The sequence below is a fragment of the Streptomyces sp. NPDC051322 genome, assembly GCF_040689485.1.
GTDB lineage: Bacteria > Actinomycetota > Actinomycetes > Streptomycetales > Streptomycetaceae > Streptomyces.
Window position 1 is genome coordinate 31,759 of sequence record NZ_JBFBAK010000009.1, and the last position, 25,885, is coordinate 57,643.

A 25,885-nucleotide genomic window follows, 5' to 3' on the forward strand; every position below is an offset into this window, starting at 1 on the left:
ATGAGCACACCGGGTGACTGCACACTGGTCCGTATGAATGACAGGGACCGTTACGGACGCGGCAGCGAGAGTGCGCGACCCGAGGGCGCTCGGGTCATGCGGCAGGTGCCGCGGACACCCCCTGCTCAGGGGCAGCGCCGGGTACCGCCGCCCGCCCAGGGATACGACGACGGCTACGACGCCCCGTACGACAGCGGCTACAACACCGGCCAGGTCTACGGCCAGGACGGCCGGAGAGGCCCCGGCCGTCCCGGCGGCCCCCGCATCCCGGGCCCCCGCTCCGGCGAGCGCCCCGGCGCCGCTCCGAACTGGGGCCGTCGCATCAGGGTCGGCGCGCTGGTCCTGGTCGTCGCCATCCTCGGCGTCTCCATCGGCACGTACTTCTGGGCCGACGGCAAGCTCCGCCGTGAGGTCGACCTCTCGAAGGTGATCGACCGCCCCGCCACCGGCAAGGGCACGAACTACCTGATCGTCGGTTCGGACAGCCGCGAAGGCATGTCCGCGGCCGACAAGAAGAAGCTGCACACCGGCTCCGCCGAGGGCAAGCGCACCGACTCCATGATCATCCTGCATGTCGGTGACAACGGGAACACGATGGTCTCGCTGCCCCGCGACTCGAACGTCGAGATACCGACCTTCAAGGGCTCGGAGTCCGGCAAGACCTACCCGGGCACCGGCAAGCACACCAAGCTGAACGCCGCCTACGCCGAGGACGGCCCGGAGCTGCTGGTGCGCACCATCGAGTTCAACACCGGCCTGCACATCGACCACTACGCGGAGATCGGCTTCGACGGCTTCGCGAGCATCGTGGACGCGGTCGGCGGCGTGGAGATGAACCTCCCGCAGGGCTTCAAGGACAAGTACTCGGGCGCCGACTTCAAGTCGGGCAAGCAGACCCTCAACGGCCAGCAGGCCCTCGCCTTCGTCCGCACCCGCCACGCCTTCGCCGCCAGTGACCTGCAGCGCACCAAGAACCAGCAGAAGTTCCTGGCAGCCCTGGCCGGCCAGACCGCCACCCCCTCCACGGTCCTGAACCCCTTCAAGCTCTACCCGGTGATGGGCGCGGGCCTGGACACCCTGATCGTGGACAAGGACATGAGCCTGTGGAACCTGGCGTCCATGTTCTGGGCCATGAAGGGCGTCTCGGGCGGCGACGGCAAGCAGATGAACATGCCGGTCTCCGGCTCCACCGGTGGCAACCTGGTCTGGGACCAGGCCAAGGTCAAGCAGCTGGTGCAGGAGCTGCAGAACGACGACAAGGTGACCGTGTCGGGTAACTGACTCGCTCCGCCGTTAGGCCGTCCCGGTCACGTAGCCGCCTCGCCTGCCGTCCCTGCGGTGTGCCCCGCGCCCGCCGGCCCCGCCCTGCACCAAGTTGGTCCCCGTACGGGCTACGGGCCGCCGGACTGCGCACGGGCCGCGGGCCGGCCGTCCCGCGGGTGCCACGCGAGGTGAGGGAGCAGGCGGTGACTCAGCTGTACATCGACGGCGAGTGGGTCCGGGCGGCGGCAGGTGGCCGACGGGACGTGATCAACCCGTTCGATGCCTCCGTCATCACCTCCGTCGAGGAAGCCGACGCGAGCGACGTCGACCGCGCCGTACGGGCGGCGAAACGTGCCTTCGAGCGCGGTGACTGGTCCGGCTCGCCGACCCGCCACCGCGCCGACCTGTTGCACCGCGTGCACGATCTGCTGCTGCGCGACCAGGAGGAGATCGCCCGCACCGAGACCCTGGACACCGGCAAGACCCTGACCGAGGCGCGGATCGATGTCGAGGACGTGGCGAACGCCTTCCGCTACTTCGCCGAGATCGCCGACAAGGACGGCGGTCGCGTCGTGGACGTGGGCCCCGATGTCTTCAGCCGGGTCGTCCACCAGCCGGTCGGCGTGTGCGCGCTGATCGCACCCTGGAACTACCCGATGCTGCAGGCCTCGTGGAAGGTGGCGCCGGCGCTCGCGGCGGGCAACACATTCGTCCTCAAGCCCAGCGAGACCACGCCGCTCAGCACCATCGCCATGATCCGGCTCATCGAGGAGGCCGGCGCACCGCCCGGTGTGGCCAACCTGGTGCTGGGGCCCGGCGCCACCGTCGGTGCCGCCCTGTCCGCGCACCCGGAGGTGGATTTGGTCTCCTTCACCGGCGGACTGGCGACCGGGCGCCGGATCATGGAGGCCGCGGCGCCCGATGTGAAGAACATCGCACTCGAACTCGGCGGCAAGAACCCCAACATCGTCTTCGAGGACGCCGACTTCGCCGCCGCCGTCGACTACGCGCTGGACGCCGCTTTCCTGCACTCCGGGCAGGTCTGCTCGGCCGGCTCCCGGCTCATCGTCCAGGACACCGTCCACGACCGCTTCGTGGAGCGGCTGGCCGCCCGCGCGCAGGCCATCCGGCTCGGCAACGGCTTGGACCCGCAGACCGAGAGCGGCCCGCTCAGCTCCGCCGCGCACCGCGAGAAGGTGGAGAGCTACCTGCAGATCGCCGATGCCGAAGGGGCGCGGCTGGTCACCGGCGGGCGCCGTCCCGACGATCCAGAACTGGCCCGCGGGTACTTCCTGCTCCCCACGATCTACGCCGACTGCGACCGGTCCATGCGCATCGTGCAGGAGGAGGTGTTCGGCCCGGTGGTCACCGTGGAGCGGTTCCGCACCGAGGAGGAGGCCGTCGAGCTGGCCAACGACACCCGTTACGGGCTGGCCGGCGGCGTGTGGACCAGCGACGCGAGCCGCGCCCAGCGCGTCGCGATCCGGCTGCGGCACGGCACGGTCTGGATCAACGACTTCCATCCCTACGTGCCACAGGCCGAGTGGGGCGGATTCGGCCGCTCCGGCATCGGACGGGAGCTCGGGCCGACGGGTCTGCGCGAGTACCAGGAAGCGAAGCACATCTACCAGAATCTGCGCCCCGCGCCGTCCGGCTGGTTCAAGGGCTGACATGAGTGACGAGAGCGGATACGACTACGTCATCGTCGGCGGCGGAACAGCCGGCTGTGTACTGGCGGCCCGGCTGACCGAGGATCCGGACTGCCGGGTGTGCGTCGTGGAGGGCGGCCCCAGCGACGTCGGGGACGAGCGCATCCTGGCGCTGCGCAACTGGATCAACCTGCTCGACTCCGAGTTCGACTACGGCTACACCACCGAGGAGCAGCCGCGCGGCAACTCGCACATCCTGCACTCCCGGGCCCGGGTGCTGGGCGGCTGCTCCTCGCACAACACGCTCATCAGCTTCCTGCCGTTCCCCGAAGACCTCGACGAGTGGGCACTGCGCGGCTGCACGGGCTGGGACGCCCACACCGTGCTGCCCTACCGGCAGCGGTTGCGGAACCACATCGTCCCGGTCGCGGAGCAGGACCGGAACCCGATCGCCCAGGACTTCGTGACCGCTGCCGCCGAAGCGCTGGGCGTGCCCGTCGTCGAGGACTTCAACCGCCGCCCGTTCGCGGACGGCGCGGGCTTCTTCTCGGTCGCCTACGACCCGGCCACCGGCCACCGCTCCTCGGCGTCCGTCGCCTACCTGCACCCCGTGCTCGACCGGCCGAACCTCACGCTGAAGCTGGAGACCTGGGCGTACCGCCTGCTGCCGGACGCCTCCGGTCGCCTCACCCGCGTCCAGGTGCGTCACGCCGACGGCAGCACCGCCACCCTCCGGTCCGAGCGCGAGACGCTGTTGTGTGCCGGGGCGATCGACACGCCCCGGCTGCTGCTGCTGTCCGGCATCGGCCCCGCCGACCAGCTGCGCGCCCTCGGCATCGACGTACTGGCCGATCTGCCCGGCGTGGGCGAGAACCTGCTGGACCATCCCGAGTCGGTCATCGTGTGGGAGACCGACGGGCCGTTGCCGCCGAACTCGGCCATGGACTCCGATGCCGGACTGTTCGTACGACGGGACCCGGCCCTGTCGCGGCCCGACCTGATGTTCCACTTCTACCAGGTGCCGTTCACCGTCAACACGGCCCGGCTCGGTTACCCGACGCCGGACCACGGCGTCTGCATGACGCCCAACGTGCCCAAGGCCCGTTCGGTCGGGCGGCTGTGGCTGCGCAGTGCCGACCCGGGCGACAAACCCGCCCTGGACTTCCGGTACTTCACCGACCCGGAAGGCCACGACGAGCGCACCATCGTCGACGGGCTGCGGCTGGCCCGCGAGGTGGCGGCCACGGAACCGCTGCGGCACTGGCTGCGACGCGAGGTCGCGCCCGGCCCGGACGTACGGACCGACCGGGAGCTCTCGGAATACGGGCGCCGGGCCGCGCACACCGTGTACCACCCGGCCGGCACCTGCCGGATGGGCGCCGAGGACGATCCGACGGCCGTGCTCGACCCGCAGTTGCGGGTGCGCGGCCAGGACGGGCTGCGGGTGGTCGACGCCTCGCTCTTCCCGACCATGCCGGCGATCAACCCGATGGTCACCGTGCTGCTGGCCGCCGAACGCGCGGCGGACCTGCTGACCGGCCGGGACGGTCCCGCGCCCACCGGAACGGAACGCCGATGACGTCCGGGCTGCCGCAGACCGGCGGCGCGGCGGAGGAGCCCGGCGGGCACGGCGGAAACAGCGGGGCCGCCGGGGCGGAGCAGTCCGAGTTCCGCAAGGACATGGGGCCCTGGGCCAACTTCGCGCTCGGCTTCACCTACCTCTCGCCCGTGGTGAGCACCTACACCCTCTTCGCCACCGCGCTGGCCACCGGCGGACCGCCGATGATCTGGGCGTTCCTGATGGCCGGCGCCGGACAGTTCCTCGTCACCCTCGTCTTCGGCGAGGTCGTCGCCCAGTTCCCCATCGCCGGCGGCGTCTACCCCTGGGCGCGCCGCCTGTGGGGCAAACGCTGGGCGTGGATGACGGGCTGGATGTACATGTGGGCGCTGCTCGTCACGATCACCAGCGTGGCGTACGGCGCCGGCCCGTACATCGCCATCCTCATCGGTTTCCGGCCGACCGTGCACACGACCGTGCTGTGCACCATCGTCCTCATCTTCATCGCCGCGCTGGTCAACTGGGCCGGTACCAAAGCCCTGTCCATGGCCGCCATCATCGGCTTCAGCGCCGAGCTGATCGGCGCCCTCATCGTCGGCGTCTACCTGCTGTCCACCCACCGCGAGCACGGCATCGGCGTCATCGTCGACGACTTCGGGACCTCCGGCGGCGGCTCGTACACGCCGGTGTTCCTGGCCGCCGCCATCATCGGCTTCTACCAGTACTACGGTTTCGAGGCGTGCGGCGACACCGCCGAGGAGGTCAACCACCCCGGGCGCGTCATCCCCCGCGCGATGCGCCGCACCATCTACGTCGGCGGCGCCGCGGCCACGTTCACCTGCCTGAGCCTGCTGCTGTCCGTCACCGACTACCGGGCCGTCATCTCCGGCAAGGACACCGACCCGGTGGTGCGCGTGCTCTTCGACGCGCTCGGAGAGGCGGGGGCCAGGCTGGTCATGGCCGTCGTCCTCATCTCGTTCCTGTCCTGCACCATCAGCCTGCAGGCCGCGGCCGGGCGCCTCATCTACTCCTACGCTCGCGACGAGATGATCGTCGGCCACCGGTTGCTGCGCCGCTTCTCCAAGGCCCGTGCCGTACCGGAGTTCGCCCTGCTGCTGGCGGCGGTCATCCCCGCCCTGATCGCGCTGGGTTCGCTGTTCTCGGAGGACGCCCTCACCAAGATCGTCTCGTTCGCCATTCTCGGCATCTACACGTCCTTCCAGATGGTCGTGCTGGCCTCGTTGCGGGCCCGGCTCAAGGGCTGGCAGCCGGCCGGGGAGTTCCGGATGGGGCGCTGGGGCCTGCCGGTCAACGTGGCGGCGCTGGCCTACGGCATCTTCGCCATCGTCAACATCTCCTGGGCCCGCACCCCCGAGGCCCCGTGGTACGACAACTGGATCGTCCTGTTGTGCGGCGGAGTGGTCCTGATCGTGGGGCTCCTGTACATGTTCACCACCCACCACTACGGCCGCAGTGACGCCCCGGCGGGCAGCGCCATCCCGGACCGGACGACTGCGGACCGAGCGGCCCCGACCTCCTGAGGTCCGGCCGGGCAAACGCCGAGGGGCGCCCCGAAGGGCGCCCCGAGCCGGGCCACTGATCCGCCGGGTTACGGCAGGTTGCGGGCCATGACGATGCGCTGAACTTGGTTCGTGCCCTCATAAATCTGGGTGATCTTCGCGTCCCGCATCATCCGCTCCACCGGGTAGTCCCGCGTGTAGCCGTAGCCGCCGAGGATCTGGACCGCGTCGGTGGTGACCTCCATGGCGACGTCGGAGGCGAAGCACTTGGCCGCGGCGCCCGCGAAGGTCAGGTCGCTGTCGAGGCGTTCGGACTTGGCCGCCGCCGCGTAGGTGAGCTGACGGGCGGCCTCTATCTTCATGGCCATGTCGGCGAGCATGAACTGGATGCCCTGGAAGTCGTTGATCGGCTTGCCGAACTGCTTGCGCTCCTGGGCGTAGCCCTTGGCGTAGTCCAGAGCGCCCTGGGCGATGCCGAGGGCCTGGGCGGCGATGGTGATGCGGGTGTGGTCGAGGGTCTTCATCGCGGTGGCGAAGCCGGTGCCCTCGGCGCCGATCATGCGGTCGGCGGGGATCCGGACGTTGTCGAGGTAGACCTCGCGGGTCGGGGAGCCCTTGATGCCGAGCTTCTTCTCCGGGGCGCCGAAGGAGACGCCCTCATCGGACTTCTCGACGACGAAGGCGCTGATGCCCTTGGAGCGCTTGGTGGGGTCGGTGACGGCCATCACCGTGTAGTACTCGGAGACACCGGCGTTGGTGATCCAGCGCTTCACACCGTTGAGCACCCAGAAGTCACCGTCGCGGACGGCCTTCGTCTTCATGCCCGCCGCGTCCGAGCCGGCGTCCGGCTCGGAGAGGCAGTACGAGAACATGCCGTCGCCCTGGGCGAGCGGGGTCATGTACTTCTTCTTGAGGTCCTCGGAGCCGGAGAGGATCACCGGGAGCGAACCGAGCTTGTTCACGGCGGGGATGAGGGAGGACGACGCGCAGACGCGGGCCACCTCCTCGATGACGATGACCGTGGCGAGCGCGTCGGCGCCCGCGCCGCCGTACTCCTCCGGTACGTGGACCGCGTGCAGGTCTGCGGCGGTCAGGGCGTCCAGCGCCTCCTGCGGGAAGCGGGCCTCCTCGTCGACCGCTGCGGCGAACGGCGCTATCTTCGCCTCCGCCAGGGAGCGGACCGAGTCACGGAGCATGGCGTGCTCTTCGGCCGGGCGGTACAGGTCGAAATCGGGCGAACCTGCCAAGGTCACTCACTCCCCAGGATGCTAACTACCGTTAAGTAACTTCATTTTAGACGGCGAGCCATCACCGGTATATCGCCGTCGTACGTGAGGTTGGCGACAGCGGGAATCCGGCCGTCGGGGGCGCCCCGGATATGCTCGGGCGCGCACCCGAACCCGTACGCCCTCTGGAGCATGCTGATGGCCCTGAAAATCACCGTGATCGGCACCGGCTACCTCGGCGCCACGCATGCCGCGGCCATGGCGGAGCTGGGCTTCGACGTGCTCGGTCTCGATGTGGTGCCCGAGAAGATCGAGCTGCTCTCGCAGGGGCGGGTCCCGATGTACGAGCCGGGTCTCGAGGAGATCCTGCAGCGTCACGTCGCGGGGTTCGACGGGTCCACCGGGCGGCTGCGGTTCACCACCTCGTGGGAAGAGGTCGGGGAGTTCGGGGATGTGCACTTCGTCTGCGTGAACACCCCGCAGAAGCACGGCGAGTACGCCTGCGACATGTCGTACGTGGACAGTGCCTTCAGCCTGCTCGCCCCGCATCTGAAGCGGGCCGCACTGGTCGTCGGCAAGTCGACCGTGCCGGTCGGCAGCGCGGCGCGGCTGGCGGAGCTGCTCAGCGGGCTCGCCCCGGCGGGTGACTCCGTCGAGCTGGCCTGGAACCCGGAGTTCCTGCGCGAGGGCTTCGCCGTGCAGGACACCCTGCGCCCGGACCGGATCGTGGTGGGGGTGCGGAGCGAGCGGTCCGAGAAGCTGCTGCGCGAGGTGTATGCGGGGCCGATCGGCGAGGGCTCACCGTTCGTGGTGACCGACTTCCCCACCGCCGAACTGGTGAAGACCGCGGCGAATTCGTTCCTGGCCACGAAGATCTCGTTCATCAACGCGATGGCCGAGGTGTGCGAGGCCGCGGAAGGCGACGTGGCGAAACTGGCCGAGGCACTCGGCCATGACGAGCGGATCGGCAAGAAGTTCCTGCGGGCCGGTATCGGCTTCGGCGGCGGGTGCCTGCCCAAGGACATCCGGGCCTTCATGGCGCGCGCCGGCGAGCTGGGCGCCGACCAGGCCCTGACGTTTCTGCGCGAGGTCGACTCGATCAATATGCGGCGGCGCGGGCACATGGTCGAGCTGGCCCGGGAAGCAGTCGGCGGCGGTTCGTTCCTCGGCAAGCGGGTCGCTGTGCTGGGTGCGGCCTTCAAGCCGGATTCGGACGACGTACGGGATTCGCCCGCGCTGAACGTCGCCGGGCAGATTCATCTGCAGGGCGGCCAGGTCACCGTGTACGACCCCAAGGGCATGGAGAACGCCCGCCGTCTCTTCCCGACCCTCGGGTATGCGGAGTCCGCGCTGGACGCGGTACGCGGGGCGGACGTCGTGCTGCACCTGACCGAGTGGCGCCAGTTCCGGGAGCTGGACCCGGTGGAGCTGGGGGCGGTGGCCGCCGAGCGGATACTGCTGGACGGGCGCAACGCGCTGGACGCCGCAGCGTGGCGGGACGCCGGGTGGACGTATCGCGCCATGGGGCGGCCGCGGGCGTAGCCGGCGGCCGCCGGGCGGTCAGCCGTCCAGATCGGCCAGGGTCGCGTTGGACGGGCCGCGCTGCGACTGGAGATCGCGCGCGACGTCCTCCGCCGCGCGCAGCACTCGTACGGCGTTCAGCCAGGTCAGCTTGGACAGCTCGTCCACCGACCAGCCCCGGCGGATCAGCTCGCCGATGAGATGCGGATAGCCGCCCACGTCCTCCAGACCGGCCGGGGTGAACGCGGTGCCGTCGTAGTCGCCACCGATGCCGATGTGGTCGACACCGGCGACCTCGCGCATGTGGTCGAGGTGGTCGGCGACGGTGGACACGGTGGCCATCGGCCGGGGATGCGCCTCCTCGAAGGCGCGCTGCACCTTCATGCCGGCGGGCGTCGTGTCCAGGTGGTGCAGGCCGTGGGCGCGCATGTTCTCGTCCGCCCGGACGGTCCACTCGACCGCCTCGGGGAGGATGAACTTCGGAACGAAGGTCGCCATCGCGATCCCACCGTTCACCGGCAGCTGGGCCAGCACGTCGTCCGGGATGTTGCGCGGATGGTCACAGACCGCGCGGGCCGAGGAGTGCGAGAAGATCACCGGCGCGGTGGACGTCTCCAGCGCGGCCCGCATCGTCTTCGCCGACACATGGGAGAGGTCCACCAGCATGCCGGTGCGGTTCATCTCCCGTACGACCTCGTGGCCGAAGGCGGTCAGCCCGTGTGCCTTCTCCACGTCGGTCGCCGAGTCCGCCCAGGCGATGTTGTCGTTGTGGGTGAGGGTCATGTACCGCACGCCGAGCGCGTACAGCGCGCGCAGGGTGCCCAGCGAGTTGTTGATGGAGTGGCCGCCCTCGGCCCCCATCAGTGAGGCGATACGGCCCTGACCGCGGGCGGACTCCATGTCGTCCGCGGTCAGCGCCCGGACCAGGTCACCCGGATAGCGGGCGATCAGCTGGTCCACCACGTCGATCTGTTCCAGCGTGGCGCTGACCGCCTCGTCGCCCGCCAGGTCGCTGCGGACGTAGACCGACCAGAACTGCGCGCCGACACAGCCCTTGCGCAGCCGGTGCAGGTCGGTGTGCAGCCGGCCCGTCTGGTCGCGCGCGATGTCGAGCTTGTCCAGGTCGTACCGGACGTGTTCGCGCAGCGCCCACGGCAGGTCGTTGTGCCCGTCGACGACCGGGTGGTCGGCGAGCACATCGAGGGCCTCGGTGAGATGAGCCGACATGGCTTCCGCCTACTTTCCGAATCCGAAGGAACCTGCCCCTTCGACCTTCGCACGCAACCGCTTGCCCTTCTCGGTGGCCTGCTCCTTCAGCTCCTGCTGGAATTCCCGCATCTTGTCGAGAAGTTCCGGATCGGCGGTGGCCAGGATCCGCGCGGCGAGCAGGCCGGCGTTCCGCGCGCCGCCCACCGAGACCGTCGCCACCGGGACGCCGGCCGGCATCTGGACGATGGACAGCAGCGAGTCCATGCCGTCCAGGTACTTCAACGGCACCGGCACGCCGATCACCGGAAGCGGGGTCACCGAAGCGAGCATGCCCGGCAGGTGAGCCGCTCCCCCGGCACCCGCGATGATCGCCTTGAGACCACGACCCGCGGCCTCCTCGCCGTACGCGATCATCTCGTGCGCCATCCGGTGTGCGGAGACGACATCGACCTCGTAGGGGATCTCGAACTCGTCCAGCGCCTCGGCGGCGGCCTCCATGACCGGCCAGTCGGAGTCCGAGCCCATGACGATGCCGATGAGCGGGGTGGTCGTACCGACGGGCTCATTCATGTGAGCAGTGTCCCTCGCAGGTATCCGGCGGCGTGACGGGCGCGCTCCAGCGCCTCGTCCAGGTCGTCACCGTAGGTGTTGACGTGGCCGACCTTGCGTCCCGGCTTCACGTCCTTGCCGTACATGTGGATCTTCAGCTGCGGATCGTGCGCCATGCAGTGCAGATACGCCTGGTACATGTCCGGGTAGTCGCCGCCGAGGACGTTGCACATGACCGTCCAGCGGGCGCGCGGGCGCGGGTCGCCCAGCGGCAGGTCGAGCACGGCTCGCACGTGGTTGGCGAACTGCGAGGTGACCGAGCCGTCCTGGGTCCAGTGACCGGAGTTGTGCGGGCGCATCGCGAGCTCGTTGACCAGGATCCGGCCGTCGCGGGTCTCGAAGAGCTCCACCGCGAGGTGGCCGGTCACCCCCAGCTCCGCCGCGATCCGCAGGGCGAGCTGCTGGGCCTGGCCGGCGAGCTCCTCGTCCAGGCCGGGGGCCGGTGCGATCACCGTGTCGCAGACCCCGTCGACCTGCTGGGACTCCACGACCGGGTAGGCCACCGCCTGGCCGTGCGGGGAGCGCACGACGTTCGCCGCGAGCTCCCGTACGAAGTCCACCTTCTCCTCGGCGAGCACCGGGACGCCCGCCTTGAAGGGCGCTTCGGCGTCCGCCCGGGAGCGTACGAACCACACGCCCTTGCCGTCATAACCGCCCCGGACGGTCTTGAGGATGACCGGGAAGCCACCGACCTCGTCCGCGAAGGCCACCGCGTCGCCGGGGTCCGAGACGATCCGGTGCCGGGGGCAGGGCGCGCCGAGGGCGGTGAGCCGCTCGCGCATCACCCCCTTGTCCTGGGCGTGCACCAGCGCGTCCGGCCCGGGCCGGACGGGAATGCCGTCGGCCTCCAGGGCCTTCAGATGCTCGATCGGCACATGCTCGTGATCAAAAGTGATCACGTCGCAGCCGCGGGCGAAGGCGCGCAGCGTCGGCAGATCACGGTAGTCGCCGACGACGACTTCGTTCACCACCTGAGCGGCCGAGTCCTGCGGGGTGTCACTGAGCAGCTTGAATCTGATGCCGAGGGGGATGCCTGCCTCGTGGGTCATACGGGCGAGCTGTCCGCCACCGACCATGCCGACTACGGGAAACGTCACACACCCAGGGTATCCGCCGGTCTGTCACAGCCCTGCCACCGCTCGGCCACCCGCAGCGCGGGCCGGTAGGCGCTCGTCTAGCATGGCGGGGTTGACGACCGAGTGACGGCAGGCGACCGGCGCACCTGCCGGCGGTACGGGACGGGGCTGAGCCACACCATGAGCGAACGGGGCGCGCTGCGGATACGGGTGGACGCGCTGGCTCGCGAGCTCGCCAAGTTCGGGGCGGTCGGGGCGATCGGTTTTGTAGTCAATGCGGTCGTTTTCAATATCTGCACGCACTCTTTTGATCTCGCGGTGGTGCGATCCGGGGTGATCGCCACCTGCGTCGCCATCGCGACGAACTATGTCGGCAACCGCTACTGGACCTACCGGCACACCGACCGCAGCAAGCGGACCCGGGAGCTGACGCTCTTCCTGCTCTTCAGCGGTATCGGTCTGGTCATCGAGAACGGCACGCTGGCCCTGTCGCACTACGGCTTCGGCCTCACCTCGACGCTCGCCGACAACATGGCCAAGAACGTCGTCGGCCTGGGCCTCGGCACCGTCTTCCGCTTCTGGTCCTACCGAACCTGGGTGTTCCGTGCGCTGCCCGCCCAGGAAGCGATGCAGACCGCCGGGCGGTGACCCGCCTCATCTGATCGTCGGCTTCTCCTGATCCGGACCGGAGGCGGCCGTCAGCCCCTGGGACACCCGGCTGAGGAAGAGCGCGAAGACCGGTGGGTGCTGCTGCAGCATTTCCAGACGGCCGCCGTCCGCCTCGGCCAGGTCGCGGGCCACGGCAAGCCCGATCCCGGTGGAGTTGCGGCCGCTGATGGTCCGCTCGAAAATCCGCGCCCCCAGCTCGGGCGGCACCCCGGGGCCCTCGTCCGTCACCTCGACGACGGTCTGGGTGCCGGTGACCCTGGTGCGGATCGCGACGGTGCCCCCGCCGTGCATCAGCGAGTTCTCGATCAGCGCGGCCATCACCTGGGCCACCGCGCCGGGGGTACCGACGGCGCGCAGGCCGTGCTTGCCGGACCGTACGATCGCGCGTCCCGCGCTGCGGTATGCCGGGCGCCACTCCTGCAGTTGCTGCTTGACGACTTCGTCGAGATCGAAGGTGACGGCGGAGCCGGTGCGCGGGTCCCTGGAGTTGGTCAGCAGCCGCTCCACCACGTCGGTGAGCCGCTCCACCTGGGTCAGGGCGATGGTCGCCTCCTCCTTCACCGTGTCCAGGTCGTCGGTGAGGGTGATCTCCTCCAGCCGCATGGAGAGCGCGGTCAGCGGCGTCCGGAGCTGGTGCGAGGCGTCCGCGGCGAGCCTGCGCTCGGCGGTCAGCATGCGGGTGATCCGCTCGGCCGACGAGTCCAGCACATCCGCGACCCGGTCCAGTTCGGGTACCGCGTACCGCTTGTGCCGCGGACGCGGGTCGCCGGAGCCAAGACGTTCGGCGGTCTCGGCGAGATCGGTGAGCGGCGAGGCGAGCCGGTTGGCCTGGCGCACGGCGAGCAGCACCGCCGAGATGATCGCGAGCAGCGCGACCGCCGCGATGATCAGCAGGGTTCGGCCCACCTCGCGGGTGACGGTGGAGGCCGGTTCCTCGACGGAGATCTTCTCGCCGCGCCCGCCGGTTGCCGTACCGCGGATGACGCTGCCCTGCGGTTCCGTGCCGAGCCGGATGGTTCCCTTGCCGGGGATCTGGACCACCGCGTAGCGGTTGGCGTCCACCTGGTCGCGAAGGATGTCCTTGGTGACCCGCTCGTCACCGACCAGCCGGCTCTCCACGATGCTGGACAGCCGCAGCGCCTCGGAGTCCACGCTCTCCTGGGCGCTGCTGCTGATGGTGCGCGTCTCGACGATGACGAGCGAGACGCCGAAGACGGCGATCACGACGAGCACGACGGCGAGCGTGGAACTGATCAGGCGGCGGCGCATGCCGCCAGTGTCGCAGCCGCTCTCCGCGGCGGACCGTCAGCTCTTCTCGAAAGCGTCAGCTCTTCTCGAAAGCGTCAGCTCTTCTCGAAAGCGTCAGCTCTTCTCGAAACGGAAGCCGACACCGCGCACGGTGGCGATGTAGCGCGGGTTCGCCGCGTCGTCGCCGAGTTTCTTGCGCAGCCAGGAGATGTGCATGTCGAGGGTTTTGGTCGAGGACCACCAGGTGGTGTCCCACACCTCGCGCATCAGCTGATCCCGGGTGACGACCCGGCCGGCATCCCTGACCAGCACCCGCAGCAGGTCGAACTCCTTCGCGGTGAGCTGGAGCTCCTCGTCACCCATCCACGCGCGGTGCGACTCGACATCGATCCGGACGCCGTGGGTGGCGGGCTGCGGGGCCGTCTCGGAGGCGCCGCGCCGCAGCAGGGCCCGTACCCGGGCGAGCAGCTCCGCCAGCCGGAACGGCTTGGTGACGTAATCGTCGGCACCGGCGTCCAGGCCGACCACCGTGTCCACCTCGTCGGCGCGGGCGGTGAGCACCAGGATCGGCACGGCGTGCCCTTCGGCACGCAGCCGCCTGGCCACCTCGAGACCGTCCATGCCGGGCAGACCCAGATCCAGGACGACCAGGTCCACACCTCCCTGAAGGCCGGCGTCGAGCGCGGTCGGACCGTCTTCCCGCACCTCGACCTCGTAACCCTCCCGACGCAGTGCGCGGGCCAGGGGCTCCGAGATGGATGCGTCGTCCTCGGCGAGCAGTACACGGGTCATGGAGGTGATGGTAGTCCGCGACGGGTACTGCTCGTGTGGTGATCGACAACCCCTGCAGGTGTGCGCCAGAACGCTGGTTTGAACCTTCGAATGTGGGAACGTGGTTCCATGTTCACCTGTGATCCATGTCTCAAGTACTTCCAAATGCCATGACTGGCTCCTTATGGTGTCGATACGCCTGTAGCACCACTCGGGACTCTTTGGCCTGCTATGACATGCCAAAGGTCCTTTTTCTGTGTGAGGTTGGCATCGCCGGCCTCGTGGACAGTGAATGACCAGCGAATGACCTAGCGGCCGGGCCGCGCACGCCGAAGCGCGTGCGGGGTGTAGATCCCGGTGTGGTTTTCCCCCTCGGCCCGGAGCATCTCCGGCCGGGACCCCAAGGCGTGGGCGGGGAGGGGCCACGCCGGTGCCGGCCACCCCCCACCGGGCGCTGCTCCGTTTCGCGGCGCGTCCCGAAAAGCAAGGAACGACCATGGCGTCCAGCCTGACGAAGGACCCGGCCAGCACGGCCGATACCGGGAAGACCTTCTTCGGCCACCCCCGCGGCCTGGCGACTCTCTTCATGACCGAGATGTGGGAGCGTTTCTCCTACTACGGCATGCGCGCCCTCCTTCCGCTGTATCTGATCGCGCCCAATGGGCTGCACATGAACCCGGCGACGGCCACCGCGATCTACTCGGTCTATCTGTCCCTGGTGTATCTGCTCGCCATGCCCGGCGGCTGGTTCGGTGACCGGGTCTGGGGCCCGCGCAAAACGGTCGCCGTCGCCACCGCCGTGATCATGCTCGGGCACCTGACCCTGGCGCTGCCCTCGCAGGGCACCTTCTTCGTGGGTCTCGGCCTGGTCGCACTGGGCTCCGGCCTGCTGAAGGCCAACATCTCCACGATGGTCGGGCACCTGTACGACGGACCGGACGACCCCCGGCGCGACGGCGGCTTCACCGTCTTCTACATGGGCATCAACCTCGGTGCCTTCGCCGCGCCGCTGACCATCGGCACCGTCGGCGAGAACGTCAACTGGCACTTCGGCTTCGCCCTCGCCGCACTCGGCATGGCGCTCGGCCTCGTCCAGTTCCTGATCGGCACCCGCCACCTGAGCGAGCGCAGCAGCGTCGTCCCGAAGCCGCTCTCGGCGGCCGAGCGGTCGTCCTCGCTGCGCAAGGCCATGATCTGGATGGCGGTCGCCGCCGTCTTCTACCTCGGCACGGTCGTCACCGGCGTCTACACCCTCAACTGGGTGCTGATGCCGATCACACTGGCCGGCCTGATCATTCCGCTGGTGGTGCTGACCCGGATCAAGCGGGACAAGGAGCTCAGCGAGACCGAGCAGCGCAAGATGTCCGGCTACATCTGGTTCTTCGTCGCCGCCGCCGTCTTCTGGATGATCTACGACCAGGGCGGATCGACCCTGTCGATCTTCGCCGATTCCTCGGCCCACAACGCGGTCTTCGGCTGGAACTTCCCTGTCTCCTGGTACCAGTCGGTCAACCCGGTCCTGATCATGGCGCTGGCCCCGGTCTTCGCCGCCTTCTGGCTCACGCTGAACCGCAAGGGCAAGGAGCCCAGCACGGTCGTGAAGTTCGCGTCCGGCCTGGTGCTGATCGGCGCCTCGTTCTTCGTCTTCCTGGCACCGCTGGCGATCGCCACGGACGGTGCGAAGGCCGGCGCGCTGTGGCTGGTCGCCATCTACTTCGTACAGACCGTCGGCGAGCTGACACTCTCCCCGGTCGGCCTGTCGGTCACCACGAAGATGGCCCCGGCGAAGTACGCCAGCCAGATGATGGGTGTCTGGTTCCTGGCCGTCACCGCGGGCGACTGCATCACCGGCATGCTCTCGCTGCCGCCGTTCAGCCTCGACCTCAACAAGAGCGGCATCGTCGCGGTCGAGGCGATCGTCGCGGTGCTCGCCGGTGTCGCCGTGTGGATGAACCGCGGCAAGGTCAAGGAGCTCATGGGCGACGTCCACTGACGAGGTCCGCATGCTGTACGGAGGGCCCGGCCGCACCGATTTCGGTGTCGCCGGGCCCTCTTGTCGTCAGAGGTCTGTGGCGTTCGCGGTGCGGCTACGCGGGGGCGGAGAGCTCCGCCCAGACCATCTTGCCGGGGCTGCCGGGCGTACGGACGACGCCCCAGTCCACACAGAGCCGCTCGACGATGAACATGCCGTGCCCGCCCGGCCGACCCGCCCGGTGCGGGCTGCGCGGGGCGGGCTGGCCCGCGCCGCGGTCGGCGACTTCCAGCCGCAGCACCTTCTGCCCGTACGAGACCCGCAACTCATCGGGCCCCTCGGCGTGCAGGCAGGCGTTGGTGACCAGCTCGGAGACCACCAGCAGGACATCCTCCGCAGCGGCGCGCCGTTCGGCGCTCTCCGCGGGCAGCCAGGCCCAGTCGTACAGCGCCTGGCGCGTGAAATCACGCGCCAGCGGAACAATGCCGCTGGCGCTCTGCAGGGAGAGCGTGCGGCTGCGGCCGTCGGCGGACATGGTAAAGCCTGGTCCGGCGCCGTCACGCTCGGGGCCGAGGTCCCCCGGCGGCTGCTGCCGGGTGGTGCTCATCAGCGCTTCACCTCACCGATTCACCGGTTCAAGAAAGTCAGCGGTACATAAGATTGCGGAGGGACTCCTGCCCTGCCGAATGGTGACAACACCCATTTCTTTCGACAGAGTGTGTGGGCTCAGTCGCGCAAGGCGTCGTCCAGGGAATCGTGCACGGTGAAGACCGCCTCGGCACCTGTGATCTCGAACACTCTGGCTACCACCGGTTGCATACCTGCCAGGTGCACCCCGCCACCGGCGGCCTCCGCCTTGAGCCGGGCCCCCAACAGCACGTTCAGCCCGGTGGAGTCGCAGAATTCGAGCTCGGAGCAGTCGACGACCAGACGGGTGCGGCCGCGCTCCAGAGCTTCGTCCAGTGGTTCGCTCAGCAACTCGGCAGTGTGGTGGTCCAATTCACCCGCCGGGGTCACGACTTCACTCCGGCCCTCGGTGCGGACCTCGACCAGAAGCCGGCCCCTGTTCGCGCTGCCGACGGTCCCGCGGTCCATGTCCGTGTCCGTCCTCTTCGCCGTGGTGGGAGATGTCTTGACGTGCAGCAACGAAGACTACGCCCTCAGCACGCCGTCCGGTAGCCGAACAACCCCAACAAGCGGGACCAATACGGACATTTGTCACTTGCGCTCGTACCTACCCAGCCGATAGGGGTAGTACGCACACCATTCGAAACGACCGGCTTTGGAGGCGCCGCTACACCGCGGACGAACGAACAGGCATCGGCAGCCATACGCCGAGAACCATGGAGGACACCATGTCACCCCGGCTCGACGAATACCGCAGTGGTGCGTCGACAAACCAGACTGACCAGCCCAACCGGATCGAGACCGGACTCGAGGACCTTCCCGAGATTCCGCCGTACGACGAGGTGGGCCCGCTGGATGCCAGGGCCCTGTCGAAGACGCTCTTCGCGCGTCTCGAGTCCCTCGAAGAGGGAACGCACGAATACGCCTACGTACGGAACACACTGGTCGAGCTGAACCTCGCGCTGGTCAAGTTCGCCGCCTCCCGCTTCCGCTCCCGCAGCGAGCCGATGGAGGACATCATCCAGGTCGGCACCATCGGCCTGATCAAGGCGATCGATCGCTTCGAGCTCAGCAGAGGTGTGGAATTCCCCACCTTCGCGATGCCGACCATCATCGGCGAGATCAAGCGCTTCTTCCGTGACACCTCCTGGTCGGTGCGGGTACCGCGCCGCCTCCAGGAGCTCCGGCTCGACCTCGCCAAGGCGGGCGACGAACTCGCGCAGCAGCTCGACCGCTCCCCCACCGTGGCGGAACTCGCCGCGCGGCTCGACCTCAGCAGGGAAGAGGTCGTCGAGGGGATGGCGGCGAGCAACGCCTACACCGCGAGTTCGCTCGACGCGCAGCCCGAGGAGGACGATTCGGAAGGCGCGCTGGCGGACCGGATCGGCTACGAGGACCACGACCTCGAAGGCGTCGAGTACATCGAATCGCTGAAGCCCCTCATCGCCGGGCTGCCCGCCCGCGACCGGCAGATCCTCTCACTGCGCTTCGTCGCCAATCTGACGCAGTCCGAGATCGGCGACGAGCTGGGCATCTCGCAGATGCACGTGTCGCGGCTGCTGTCGCGCACCCTGGTGAAGCTGCGCAAGGGGCTGACCCTGGAGCAGTGAGCACGCCCACGAGGGGCCCCGGCCCCTCGGCTCAAGAGCCGGTCCCGCTCGTCGGGACCGGCTCTTCCGCGTCGAACAGGCCCTCACGGCCGTTGTGACCTACGACAAGCGGCTCGCCTGCCGCTGCCGCCGACCGCGGCCTGCCGGGAGAAATGCCAGGGCTGTGACCCCGCTGTATGCGCATGTCAGAGTGCGCGCTCACCGCGCTGCCACACCGCTGAGACCAGCGGGACGCCGGGGCGGTAGGCGAGGTGGACCGGTGACGGCGCGTCGAGCAGGGCCAGGTCGGCGCGGGAGCCCGGCGTGAGGCGGCCCACATCGGTGCGACGCAGGGCGGCCGCGCCACCCGCAGTGGCCGACCAGATCGCTTCGTCGGGGGTCATCCCCATGTCCCGTACCGCGAGCGCGATGCAGAACGGCATGGAGGACGTGAAGGACGAGCCGGGGTTGCAGTCGGTGGAGAGGGCGACCGTGGCGCCGGCATCCAGCAGTCGGCGGGCGTCCGGCCAGGCGGCCCGGGTGGAGAACTCGGCCCCGGGCAGCAGCGTGGCCACCGTGTTGCCGCTCGCCAGGGCGGTCACGTCCGCGTCGGTGAGATGGGTGCAGTGGTCGGCCGACGCCGCGTCAATTTCCACCGCCAGCTGGACTCCGGGACCGTAGCTGAGCTGGTTGGCATGGATGCGTGGATGCAGCCCCTTGGCCCGGCCCGCGGTGAGGATCGCGCGGGCCTGGTCGCCGTCGAAGGCTCCCCGCTCGCAGAACACATCGATCCAGCGGGCGTGCGGGGCGCAGGCGTCGAGCATCGCGCCGGTCACCAGCGCCACATAGGCTGCCGGGTCGTCGGCCTGCTCGGGCGGCACTATGTGGGCGCCCAGATAGGTGACTTCGTCGGTGTGTGAGGCTGCGATGCGCAGCGCCCGCGCTTCGTCGTCCACGGTCAGGCCGTAACCGGACTTGGTCTCCAGGGTGGTGGTGCCCTGTCGGAGCGCCTCCCGCAGGTACTTCTCGACGTTGGCCGACAGTTCTTCGTCGGACGCCGCCCGGGTGGCGGCGACCGTGGTGCGGATGCCGCCCGCCGAATAGCTGCGGCCCGACATCCGGGCGTTGAACTCGGCTGTCCGGTCACCCGCGAAGACCAGATGCGAGTGGGAGTCGACGAAGCCCGGGATCACCGCACGCCCGCCGGCGTCGACCGCGTTGTCAGTGGCGGGTGCTTTGCTGGATTCACCGACCCAGGCAATGCGGTCGCCGTCGATGACGAGCGCCGCGTCCTGGATCAGTCCGAGGGGGGAACATCCCCCGTGCTCGAATTTGCTCGAACGGGGGGACCCCCATCCGAGGGAGGGGTCGTTGGTGACCAGAGTGCCGATGTTGGTGAGTGCGGTGGTTGTCGTCATCGCGGTGTGCTCCTACGCGTACGGGGCGGGGCGCGGGTGGTCCCGGCTCGGGCGGTCCGGGCTCAGGCGTGCAGTGCGTCGATGGACCGGGCCAGAGCCTGCGGCACGTCCGGGACCAGGACGTGCACTCCGTCGCGCACGACCTGGCGTCCGCCCACGACCGTGTGGCGAACGTCCGCCGCGGAGGCGGCGAATACCGCGGTCTCCGCTCCGAGCCGCGGCAGCGGCCCCGCTGTTCTGACCGTGTCCAGCGCGATCGTCGTGAGGTCGGCGAGAGCGCCTGGCTCGATGGTCCCTGCCTCCGGCCAGCCGATGGCCGCATGGCCGCCGGCGGTGGCGGCGCGCAGCAGGGCGGCCGCCGTCCAGTGACCGCGGGTACGGGTGCGCAGGCGCTCGTTGAGCTCCATCGCGCGCGCCTCCTCGAACATGTCGATCACGGCGTGGCTGTCACTGCCGAGGGCCAGCGGGCTGCCCGCCTGCTGGAGCCGGACCGCGGGGCCGATGCCGTCGGCGAGGTCCCGTTCGGTCGTCGGGCACATACAGGTGCCGGTCTGCGTCGAGCCGATGAGGCTGATATCGCCCGCGGTGAGATGCGTGTTGTGGACCCCTGTCGTCCGCGGGCCGAGCACACCGTGGTCGGCGAGCAACCGCGTGGGCGTGCAGCCGTGGGCGGTCTGGCATGCCTCGTTCTCCGCGGTCTGTTCGGAGAGGTGCACATGGAGCGGCGCACTGCGCGCACCGGCCCACTCGGCCACCGTGGAGAGCTGGCTCGCGGGCACCGCGCGCACCGAGTGGACGGCCGCGCCGATCCGGGCGTACTCGCGGTCCTTCAGCAGCGACACCCGCTCGGCCCAGGCCTGCGCGGTGCCGTCGGAGAAGCGCTGCTGGTGCTGGGTGGGGGCGGCGCCCCGGCGCCTGTCCACCAGTCCGGAGGCGAGGTAAGCGGTGTCGAGAAGGGTGATGCGGATGCCCGCGTCGGCAGCGGCCGCGATCAGCGCCTCACCCATCGCGTTCGGCTCGTCGTAAGGCGTGCCGCCCGGCCCGTGGTGCAGATAGTGGAACTCACCCACGGCGGTGATACCGGCCAGCGCCATCTCGGCGTACACGGCGCGGGCGAGCGCGTGATAGCTGTCCGGGGTGAGCCGGGCGGACACCCCGTACATCACGTCGCGCCAGGTCCAGAAGGTGCCGGAGCCGACCTGGACGGTGGAGCGCAGGGCGCGGTGAAAGGCATGGCTGTGCGCGTTCGCGAGGCCGGGCAGCGTCAGGCCGCGCAGCGCCGTCGCACCTGGCGGAGGTGTGGGGACCTCCTTGCGGACGGCGGTGATCCGGCCGCCGTCGGTCTCCAGGACGACACCCGGCTCGACATGGGTGTCCAGCCAGGCATGTTCCAGCCAGTACGTCACCTGCACGCCAGGCCCTCCAGTACATCGGCGAGTGCGGTCACCCCGGCGAGGCAGTCGTCCTCCCGGGCGTGCTCCGCCGGGGAGTGCGAAACACCCGTGGGGTTGCGTACGAACAGCATGGCGGTAGGGACCGAAGCGGAGAGGATTCCGGCGTCGTGTCCCGCCCCCGTTCCGAGGACGGGTATGCCGCGGCCGTCCCGGCCGCTGTCGCCTGCGCCGAGGATCTCGGCGAGTTCGTCGCGCAGCGCGTGCTCGAACTCGACCACCGGAGTGAAGGACTCCCGGGTGACCCGGACGTCCACCCCGTCGCGCTCGCCACGCTCCCGGGCGGCCTGTTCGATGCCGGCGATGACCGTGTCCAGGGTGGACTGGTCGGCGGCGCGCGAGTCGAGCCAGCCTCGGACCAGCGAGGGGATGGCGTTGACGCCGTTCGGCTCCACGGAGATCTTGCCGAAGGTGGCGACGGCGCCGGCGAGTTCCGCTTCCCGGCGGGCGGCGAGGACGGTCTCGGCGTACGTCAGCATCGGGTCGCGGCGGTCCACCAGGCGGGTGGTGCCCGCGTGGTTGGCCTCGCCGTGGAAGTCGTACCGCCAGCGGCCGTGCGGCCAGATCGCGGACGCGATGCCGACCGGGTCGCCGCTGAGGTCCAGGGCGCGGCCCTGCTCCACATGCAGTTCGACGAACGCGCCGATCCGGGCCAGCCGCTCCGGGTCGGGGCCGATCGACTCGGGGTCGTATCCGGCCTGCTCCATCGCGTGGGGCAGCGACACGCCGTTGCCGTCGCGCAGCGCGTGCGCGTTCTCGACGGTGAGCCGGCCGGCCGTCAGCCGGGAGCCCACACAGGCGAGGCCGAAGCGGGCGCCTTCCTCGTCGCCGAAGTTCCCGATGGCCAGCGGCTTGGTGAAGGTCACGCCCCGGCCGCGGAGTTCGTCGAGCGCCGCGAAGGACGACACCACGCCGAGCGGACCGTCGAAGGCGCCGCCGTCCGGGACGGAGTCGAGATGCGAGGCGGTGACGACGGCATCGGCGCCCTTCGGGTCCCCGAGCCAGGCCCACTGGTTGCCGTTGCGGTCGAGCTCGTACGTCAAGCCGCGGAGCTCCGCCTGGCCCCTGAACCAGGCGCGGCAGTCGGCGTCCGCCGCGGTCCAGGCGTACCTGCGGTATCCGCCGCTGTCCGCGTCGCGGCCGAGGGGGGCGAGGTCGCGCCACATGTCCTGGAAGGACGGCGCCGCGCTGCTCGCCGTCACTGGGAGTCCTCACGCATCGGGATGCGGACGCCGCGCTCGTCGGCCACCCGCTCGGCGATGTCGTATCCGGCGTCGACGTGGCGGATGACGCCCATGCCGGGGTCGTTGGTGAGCACCCGGCGGATCTTCTCGCCCGCGAGCGCCGTACCGTCCGCCACCGACACCTGGCCGGCGTGGATGGAGCGGCCCATGCCGACCCCGCCGCCGTGGTGGATGGAGACCCAGGAGGCGCCGGACGCGACGTTGACCATGGCGTTGAGCAGCGGCCAGTCGGCGATCGCGTCGGAGCCGTCGAGCATGGCCTCCGTTTCGCGGTACGGGGAGGCCACCGAGCCGCAGTCGAGGTGGTCGCGTCCGATGACCAGCGGGGCGGCCAGGGTGCCGTCCGCCACCATGTCGTTGAACAGGGCCCCCGCCTTGTCGCGTTCCCCCTGGCCGAGCCAGCAGATCCGGGCCGGCAGCCCCTGGAAGTGGACCCGCTCGCCTGCCATCTTGATCCAGCGGTGCAGCGATTCGTTCTCCGGGAAGAGCTCGAGCAGCGCCTTGTCCGTCTTGTGGATGTCCGCGGCCTCGCCGGACAGCGCCGCCCAGCGGAACGGGCCCTTGCCCTCGCAGAACAGCGGGCGGATATACGCCGGAACGAAGCCGGGGAAGTCGAACGCCCGGGTGTAACCGGCAAGTTGGGCCTCACCACGGATGGAGTTGCCGTAGTCGAAGACCTCGGCGCCGGCGTCCATGAAACCGACCATCGCCTCCACGTGCCGGGCCATCGACTCGCGGGCGCGCAGCGTGAAGTCGGCGGGCTTCTCCGCGGCGTACGCCGCCATGTCGTCGAAGTCGACGCCGACGGGGAGGTAGGCGAGCGGGTCGTGGGCGGATGTCTGGTCCGTCACGATGTCGATCGGAGCGCCCTCGGCGAGCAGCCGAGGCAGCAGCTCGGCCGCGTTGCCGAGCAGCCCGATGGAGAGCGGCTTGCGGGCGTCGCGCGCCTCGACGGCGAGCCGCAGCGCGTGCTCCGCGCTGTCGGCCTTCACATCGAGGTAGCGGTGTTCGATCCGGCGCTCGATGGCGCGCGGGTCGACGTCGATGCAGATGGCGACGCCGTCGTTCATCGTCACGGCCAGCGGCTGGGCGCCGCCCATGCCGCCGAGACCGGCGGTGAGGGTGATCGTCCCGGCGAGGGTGCCGTTGAACCGCTTGGCGGCGACCGCGGCGAAGGTCTCGTAGGTGCCCTGCAGGATGCCCTGAGTGCCGATGTAGATCCAGGAACCCGCGGTCATCTGGCCGTACATGGTCAGGCCGAGCGACTCAAGGCGGCGGAACTCCTCCCAGTTCGCCCAGTCGCCGACCAGGTTGGAGTTGGCGATCAGCACCCGCGGAGCCCACTCGTGGGTCTGCATCACACCGACCGGGCGGCCGGACTGGACGAGCATCGTCTCGTCCTGCTTCAGCGTCCGCAGTGTGCGCACCATCGCGTCGAAGGAGCGCCAGTCACGGGCGGCCTTGCCGGTGCCGCCGTAGACGACGAGCTTGTCGGGGTGTTCGGCGACCTCGGGATCGAGGTTGTTCTGCAGCATCCGCAGAGCGGCTTCCTGCTGCCATCCCAGGGCGCTCAGCTCCGTACCGCGCGGTGCCCGTACCGGCCGGGGTCCTGACATGGCGTGCCTCCTCGATCCACGACTATTGCATTAACTATTCACATATTGACGGGCTGAATAGAGCTAGTCAATACGGCTCGGTACCCCACTGCACCCGGACGGATGATTGGCTGGATCCCATGGCTTCTGAATCGGCTCCCGAGGCGGCTACCGCCGAACCCCCCGGCGCGGCGCACGGACCGGCCCCCAGCCCGGCGCACCACACACCGCACGGAAGAGCCGCCGCCCTGCGGCGCGAGCAGGCGGTCCTGGCCGCGGTGGAGACCGGCATCACCGGCCCGGAGGCCCCCATCGTCGGGCTCCTCGACATCGCCGGCATCCGCAGCAGCGCGGCCGCCCTGCATGCCGCGTTCGCCGCGGTCACCCCGGCCGGCACCCCCGTGCTGCACGCCTTCGCCGTGAAGGCCGCACCCCTGGTGCCGGTGCTGCGGCTGCTCAGGGACGAGGGCATCGGAGCGGAGGTCGCCAGCCCCGGCGAGCTGGGGCTGGCCCGCGCCGCGGGCGTACAGCCGGAGCACACCGTGCTCGACTCGCCCGCCAAGACCCCGGCCGAGCTGCGCGAAGCCCTGGCGCTGGGGATCGCGGTCAACGCGGACAATCCGCAGGAGCTGGCCCGCATCGACGCACTGGTCGCCGCCGCGCCGACCGGCACCCCGCTCGGCCTGCGGGTGAACCCGCAGATCGGCGCGGGGTCCATCGGGGCACTGTCGACCGCCACCGCGACATCGAAGTTCGGGATCGCACTGCGCGACGAAGGGGCCCGCGAGTGGGTCGTCCGCGCCTACCTGGACCGGCCCTGGCTGAACCGCCTGCACACCCATTCCGGCTCGCAGGGCGTACCGCTCGCCCTGATGGCCGAAGGCGTCCGGACCGTCCACGAGCTCGCCGATGAGATCAACGCGGCAGCCGGCCGGCAGCAGATCGACACCATCGACATCGGCGGTGGTCTCCCCGTCAACTTCTCCTCCGACGAGGAGACCCCCGGCTACGCCGAATACGCCCGCCTTCTCAAGGAGACCGCCCCCGGACTGTTCGACGGCCGCTACGGCCTGATCACCGAGTTCGGCCGCTCGCTGCTCGCCAAGCACGGCACGATCCTGGCCCGCGTCGAATACACCAAGTCGGCCGGCGGTCGGCCGATCGCAGTGACCCACGCGGGCGTCCAGGTCGCGACCCGCACGGTGTACGCGCCCATCTCCTGGCCGCTGCGGATCGCCGCCCATGACGCCAAGGGCCGTCCCAAGTCCGGTCCCCCGGTGGCGCAGGACGTGGCGGGGCCCGCGTGTTTCGCCGGTGATCTGCTGGCTGAGAACCGGGAGTTGCCGATGCTGGCGCCCGGGGACTATGCGGCGGTACTCGATACGGGGGCGTATTACTTCGCCCACCACTATGCGTACAACAGCCTTGGCCGGCCGGCGGTCTACGGGTTCGCTGCCCGGGAGGACGGGGTGCGGTTCGTGGTGGTGCGGGATGCGCAGACTGTGGCGGAGATCGTGGCGGAGGCGGGTGGAGCGCACCGGGACGCGCTGCTTCCGGAGTGACGTCCGCAGGGCATGACTGCCCGGCCGACGCCCGCATCCGAGCGGCGGAACCCGGACTTTAGCCTCGCGCCGCATGTTCCGCCGGAAAATGCCAGAACTCCCACCAGC

21 protein-coding genes are annotated in these 25,885 nt (G+C 69.8%); 9 read left to right on the forward strand and 12 right to left on the reverse strand.

What is annotated here, in order from left to right; genetic code table 11:
* Positions 1-33 precede the first annotated feature (33 nt).
* The 4 genes from AB0436_RS21260 to AB0436_RS21275 all read left to right on the forward strand — a co-directional run bounded on the left by AB0436_RS21260 (position 34) and on the right by AB0436_RS21275 (position 6,011).
* Positions 34-1,281, forward strand: a complete 1,248-nt coding sequence (locus AB0436_RS21260; protein ID WP_366469470.1) for an LCP family protein — start codon at positions 34-36, stop codon at positions 1,279-1,281.
* Positions 1,282-1,466: 185 nt separating this feature from the next.
* Positions 1,467-2,933, forward strand: coding sequence for an aldehyde dehydrogenase family protein (locus tag AB0436_RS21265; RefSeq protein ID WP_366469471.1), 1,467 nt, complete (start codon positions 1,467-1,469; stop codon positions 2,931-2,933).
* 1 nt (position 2,934) lies between these two features.
* Positions 2,935-4,491: a GMC oxidoreductase gene (locus AB0436_RS21270; RefSeq protein WP_366469472.1), complete on the forward strand. Its 1,557-nt coding sequence runs from the start codon at positions 2,935-2,937 to the stop codon at positions 4,489-4,491.
* Positions 4,488-6,011, forward strand: a complete 1,524-nt coding sequence (locus tag AB0436_RS21275) for an amino acid permease (protein WP_366469473.1) — start codon at positions 4,488-4,490, stop codon at positions 6,009-6,011. Before AB0436_RS21270 ends, AB0436_RS21275 begins: the two co-directional genes overlap by 4 nt.
* Before the next feature lie 68 nt (positions 6,012-6,079).
* On the opposite strand, the gene AB0436_RS21280 is transcribed toward AB0436_RS21275, so the two are convergent.
* Entirely contained in the window at positions 6,080-7,237 is a 1,158-nt protein-coding gene (locus AB0436_RS21280; protein WP_366469474.1) for an acyl-CoA dehydrogenase family protein, read from the reverse strand.
* A 177-nt stretch (positions 7,238-7,414) separates the two neighbouring features.
* Between AB0436_RS21280 and AB0436_RS21285 the strand changes: the two genes are divergently transcribed.
* Positions 7,415-8,758, forward strand: a complete 1,344-nt coding sequence (locus AB0436_RS21285) for a UDP-glucose/GDP-mannose dehydrogenase family protein (protein WP_366469475.1) — start codon at positions 7,415-7,417, stop codon at positions 8,756-8,758.
* An 18-nt stretch (positions 8,759-8,776) separates the two neighbouring features.
* On the opposite strand, the gene AB0436_RS21290 is transcribed toward AB0436_RS21285, so the two are convergent.
* Genes AB0436_RS21290 through AB0436_RS21300 form a run of 3 tightly spaced genes read right to left on the reverse strand, consistent with a single transcriptional unit; the run spans position 8,777 to position 11,652 of the window.
* On the reverse strand, positions 8,777-9,964 hold the full coding sequence (locus AB0436_RS21290) for a dipeptidase (protein WP_366469476.1): 1,188 nt from the start codon (positions 9,962-9,964) through the stop codon (positions 8,777-8,779).
* Between the two features lie 9 nt (positions 9,965-9,973).
* A complete protein-coding gene (purE, locus tag AB0436_RS21295; RefSeq protein WP_366469477.1) occupies positions 9,974-10,516 on the reverse strand; it encodes a 5-(carboxyamino)imidazole ribonucleotide mutase in 543 nt (180 codons plus the stop codon).
* Positions 10,513-11,652, reverse strand: a complete 1,140-nt coding sequence (locus AB0436_RS21300) for a 5-(carboxyamino)imidazole ribonucleotide synthase (RefSeq protein WP_366469478.1) — start codon at positions 11,650-11,652, stop codon at positions 10,513-10,515. The genes purE and AB0436_RS21300 overlap by 4 nt, the downstream gene beginning before the upstream one ends.
* A 159-nt stretch (positions 11,653-11,811) precedes the next feature.
* Between AB0436_RS21300 and AB0436_RS21305 the strand changes: the two genes are divergently transcribed.
* Complete coding sequence (locus AB0436_RS21305) at positions 11,812-12,279, forward strand: GtrA family protein (RefSeq protein ID WP_366469479.1); 468 nt, start codon at positions 11,812-11,814, stop codon at positions 12,277-12,279.
* Positions 12,280-12,285: 6 nt separating this feature from the next.
* On the opposite strand, the gene AB0436_RS21310 is transcribed toward AB0436_RS21305, so the two are convergent.
* Together AB0436_RS21310 and AB0436_RS21315 are read right to left on the reverse strand one after the other, a co-directional pair.
* Entirely contained in the window at positions 12,286-13,569 is a 1,284-nt protein-coding gene (locus tag AB0436_RS21310) for an ATP-binding protein (RefSeq protein WP_366469480.1), read from the reverse strand.
* A 93-nt stretch (positions 13,570-13,662) separates the two neighbouring features.
* On the reverse strand, positions 13,663-14,340 hold the full coding sequence (locus AB0436_RS21315; protein WP_365856356.1) for a response regulator transcription factor: 678 nt from the start codon (positions 14,338-14,340) through the stop codon (positions 13,663-13,665).
* Between the two features lie 475 nt (positions 14,341-14,815).
* Here AB0436_RS21315 and AB0436_RS21320 point away from each other — a divergent pair, with 475 nt between their 5' ends.
* On the forward strand, positions 14,816-16,312 hold the full coding sequence (locus AB0436_RS21320) for an oligopeptide:H+ symporter (RefSeq protein ID WP_366469482.1): 1,497 nt from the start codon (positions 14,816-14,818) through the stop codon (positions 16,310-16,312).
* A 94-nt stretch (positions 16,313-16,406) separates the two neighbouring features.
* Here the strand turns inward: AB0436_RS21320 and AB0436_RS21325 are convergent, their stop codons facing one another.
* Positions 16,407-16,898: an ATP-binding protein gene (locus AB0436_RS21325; RefSeq protein WP_366469483.1), complete on the reverse strand. Its 492-nt coding sequence runs from the start codon at positions 16,896-16,898 to the stop codon at positions 16,407-16,409.
* 119 nt (positions 16,899-17,017) lie between these two features.
* On the reverse strand, positions 17,018-17,386 hold the full coding sequence (locus tag AB0436_RS21330) for an STAS domain-containing protein (RefSeq protein ID WP_366469484.1): 369 nt from the start codon (positions 17,384-17,386) through the stop codon (positions 17,018-17,020).
* Positions 17,387-17,634: 248 nt separating this feature from the next.
* Here AB0436_RS21330 and AB0436_RS21335 point away from each other — a divergent pair, with 248 nt between their 5' ends.
* Positions 17,635-18,528, forward strand: coding sequence for an RNA polymerase sigma factor SigF (locus AB0436_RS21335; RefSeq protein WP_366469485.1), 894 nt, complete (start codon positions 17,635-17,637; stop codon positions 18,526-18,528).
* A gap of 185 nt (positions 18,529-18,713) precedes the next feature.
* Here the strand turns inward: AB0436_RS21335 and hutI are convergent, their stop codons facing one another.
* The 4 genes from hutI to hutU form a co-directional block, all read right to left on the reverse strand.
* Positions 18,714-19,925 carry an imidazolonepropionase gene (gene hutI, locus AB0436_RS21340; protein ID WP_366469487.1) on the reverse strand — a complete coding sequence of 404 codons (1,212 nt, stop codon included), beginning with the start codon at positions 19,923-19,925 and terminating at the stop codon, positions 18,714-18,716.
* A gap of 62 nt (positions 19,926-19,987) precedes the next feature.
* Positions 19,988-21,337, reverse strand: coding sequence for a formimidoylglutamate deiminase (locus AB0436_RS21345; RefSeq protein ID WP_366469488.1), 1,350 nt, complete (start codon positions 21,335-21,337; stop codon positions 19,988-19,990).
* Positions 21,328-22,542, reverse strand: a complete 1,215-nt coding sequence (locus AB0436_RS21350) for an allantoate amidohydrolase (RefSeq protein ID WP_366469746.1) — start codon at positions 22,540-22,542, stop codon at positions 21,328-21,330. The genes AB0436_RS21345 and AB0436_RS21350 overlap by 10 nt, the downstream gene beginning before the upstream one ends.
* A gap of 32 nt (positions 22,543-22,574) precedes the next feature.
* Entirely contained in the window at positions 22,575-24,236 is a 1,662-nt protein-coding gene (hutU, locus tag AB0436_RS21355) for a urocanate hydratase (protein WP_366469490.1), read from the reverse strand.
* A 119-nt stretch (positions 24,237-24,355) separates the two neighbouring features.
* On the opposite strand from hutU, the gene AB0436_RS21360 reads away from it, so the two are divergent.
* A complete protein-coding gene (locus AB0436_RS21360) occupies positions 24,356-25,777 on the forward strand; it encodes a diaminopimelate decarboxylase (RefSeq protein WP_366469491.1) in 1,422 nt (473 codons plus the stop codon).
* The last annotated feature ends 108 nt before the right edge of the window (positions 25,778-25,885 follow it).

Bases quoted from the DNA above. Each gene is read 5' to 3' on its own strand.
- AB0436_RS21260 (WP_366469470.1), top strand. From the start codon at position 34: ATGAATGACAGGGACCGTTACGGACGCGGCAGCGAGAGTGCGCGACCC.
- AB0436_RS21270 (WP_366469472.1), top strand. From the start codon at position 2,935: ATGAGTGACGAGAGCGGATACGACTACGTCATCGTCGGCGGCGGAACA.
- AB0436_RS21275 (WP_366469473.1), top strand. From the start codon at position 4,488: ATGACGTCCGGGCTGCCGCAGACCGGCGGCGCGGCGGAGGAGCCCGGC.
- AB0436_RS21285 (WP_366469475.1), top strand. From the start codon at position 7,415: ATGGCCCTGAAAATCACCGTGATCGGCACCGGCTACCTCGGCGCCACG.
- AB0436_RS21290 (WP_366469476.1), bottom strand. From the start codon at position 9,964: ATGTCGGCTCATCTCACCGAGGCCCTCGATGTGCTCGCCGACCACCCG.
- purE (WP_366469477.1), bottom strand. From the start codon at position 10,516: ATGAATGAGCCCGTCGGTACGACCACCCCGCTCATCGGCATCGTCATG.
- AB0436_RS21305 (WP_366469479.1), top strand. From the start codon at position 11,812: ATGAGCGAACGGGGCGCGCTGCGGATACGGGTGGACGCGCTGGCTCGC.
- AB0436_RS21310 (WP_366469480.1), bottom strand. From the start codon at position 13,569: ATGCGCCGCCGCCTGATCAGTTCCACGCTCGCCGTCGTGCTCGTCGTG.
- AB0436_RS21315 (WP_365856356.1), bottom strand. From the start codon at position 14,340: ATGACCCGTGTACTGCTCGCCGAGGACGACGCATCCATCTCGGAGCCC.
- AB0436_RS21320 (WP_366469482.1), top strand. From the start codon at position 14,816: ATGGCGTCCAGCCTGACGAAGGACCCGGCCAGCACGGCCGATACCGGG.
- AB0436_RS21325 (WP_366469483.1), bottom strand. From the start codon at position 16,898: ATGAGCACCACCCGGCAGCAGCCGCCGGGGGACCTCGGCCCCGAGCGT.
- AB0436_RS21330 (WP_366469484.1), bottom strand. From the start codon at position 17,386: ATGGACCGCGGGACCGTCGGCAGCGCGAACAGGGGCCGGCTTCTGGTC.
- AB0436_RS21335 (WP_366469485.1), top strand. From the start codon at position 17,635: ATGGAGGACACCATGTCACCCCGGCTCGACGAATACCGCAGTGGTGCG.
- hutI (WP_366469487.1), bottom strand. From the start codon at position 19,925: ATGACGACAACCACCGCACTCACCAACATCGGCACTCTGGTCACCAAC.
- AB0436_RS21350 (WP_366469746.1), bottom strand. From the start codon at position 22,542: ATGTGGCGCGACCTCGCCCCCCTCGGCCGCGACGCGGACAGCGGCGGA.
- hutU (WP_366469490.1), bottom strand. From the start codon at position 24,236: ATGTCAGGACCCCGGCCGGTACGGGCACCGCGCGGTACGGAGCTGAGC.
- AB0436_RS21360 (WP_366469491.1), top strand. From the start codon at position 24,356: ATGGCTTCTGAATCGGCTCCCGAGGCGGCTACCGCCGAACCCCCCGGC.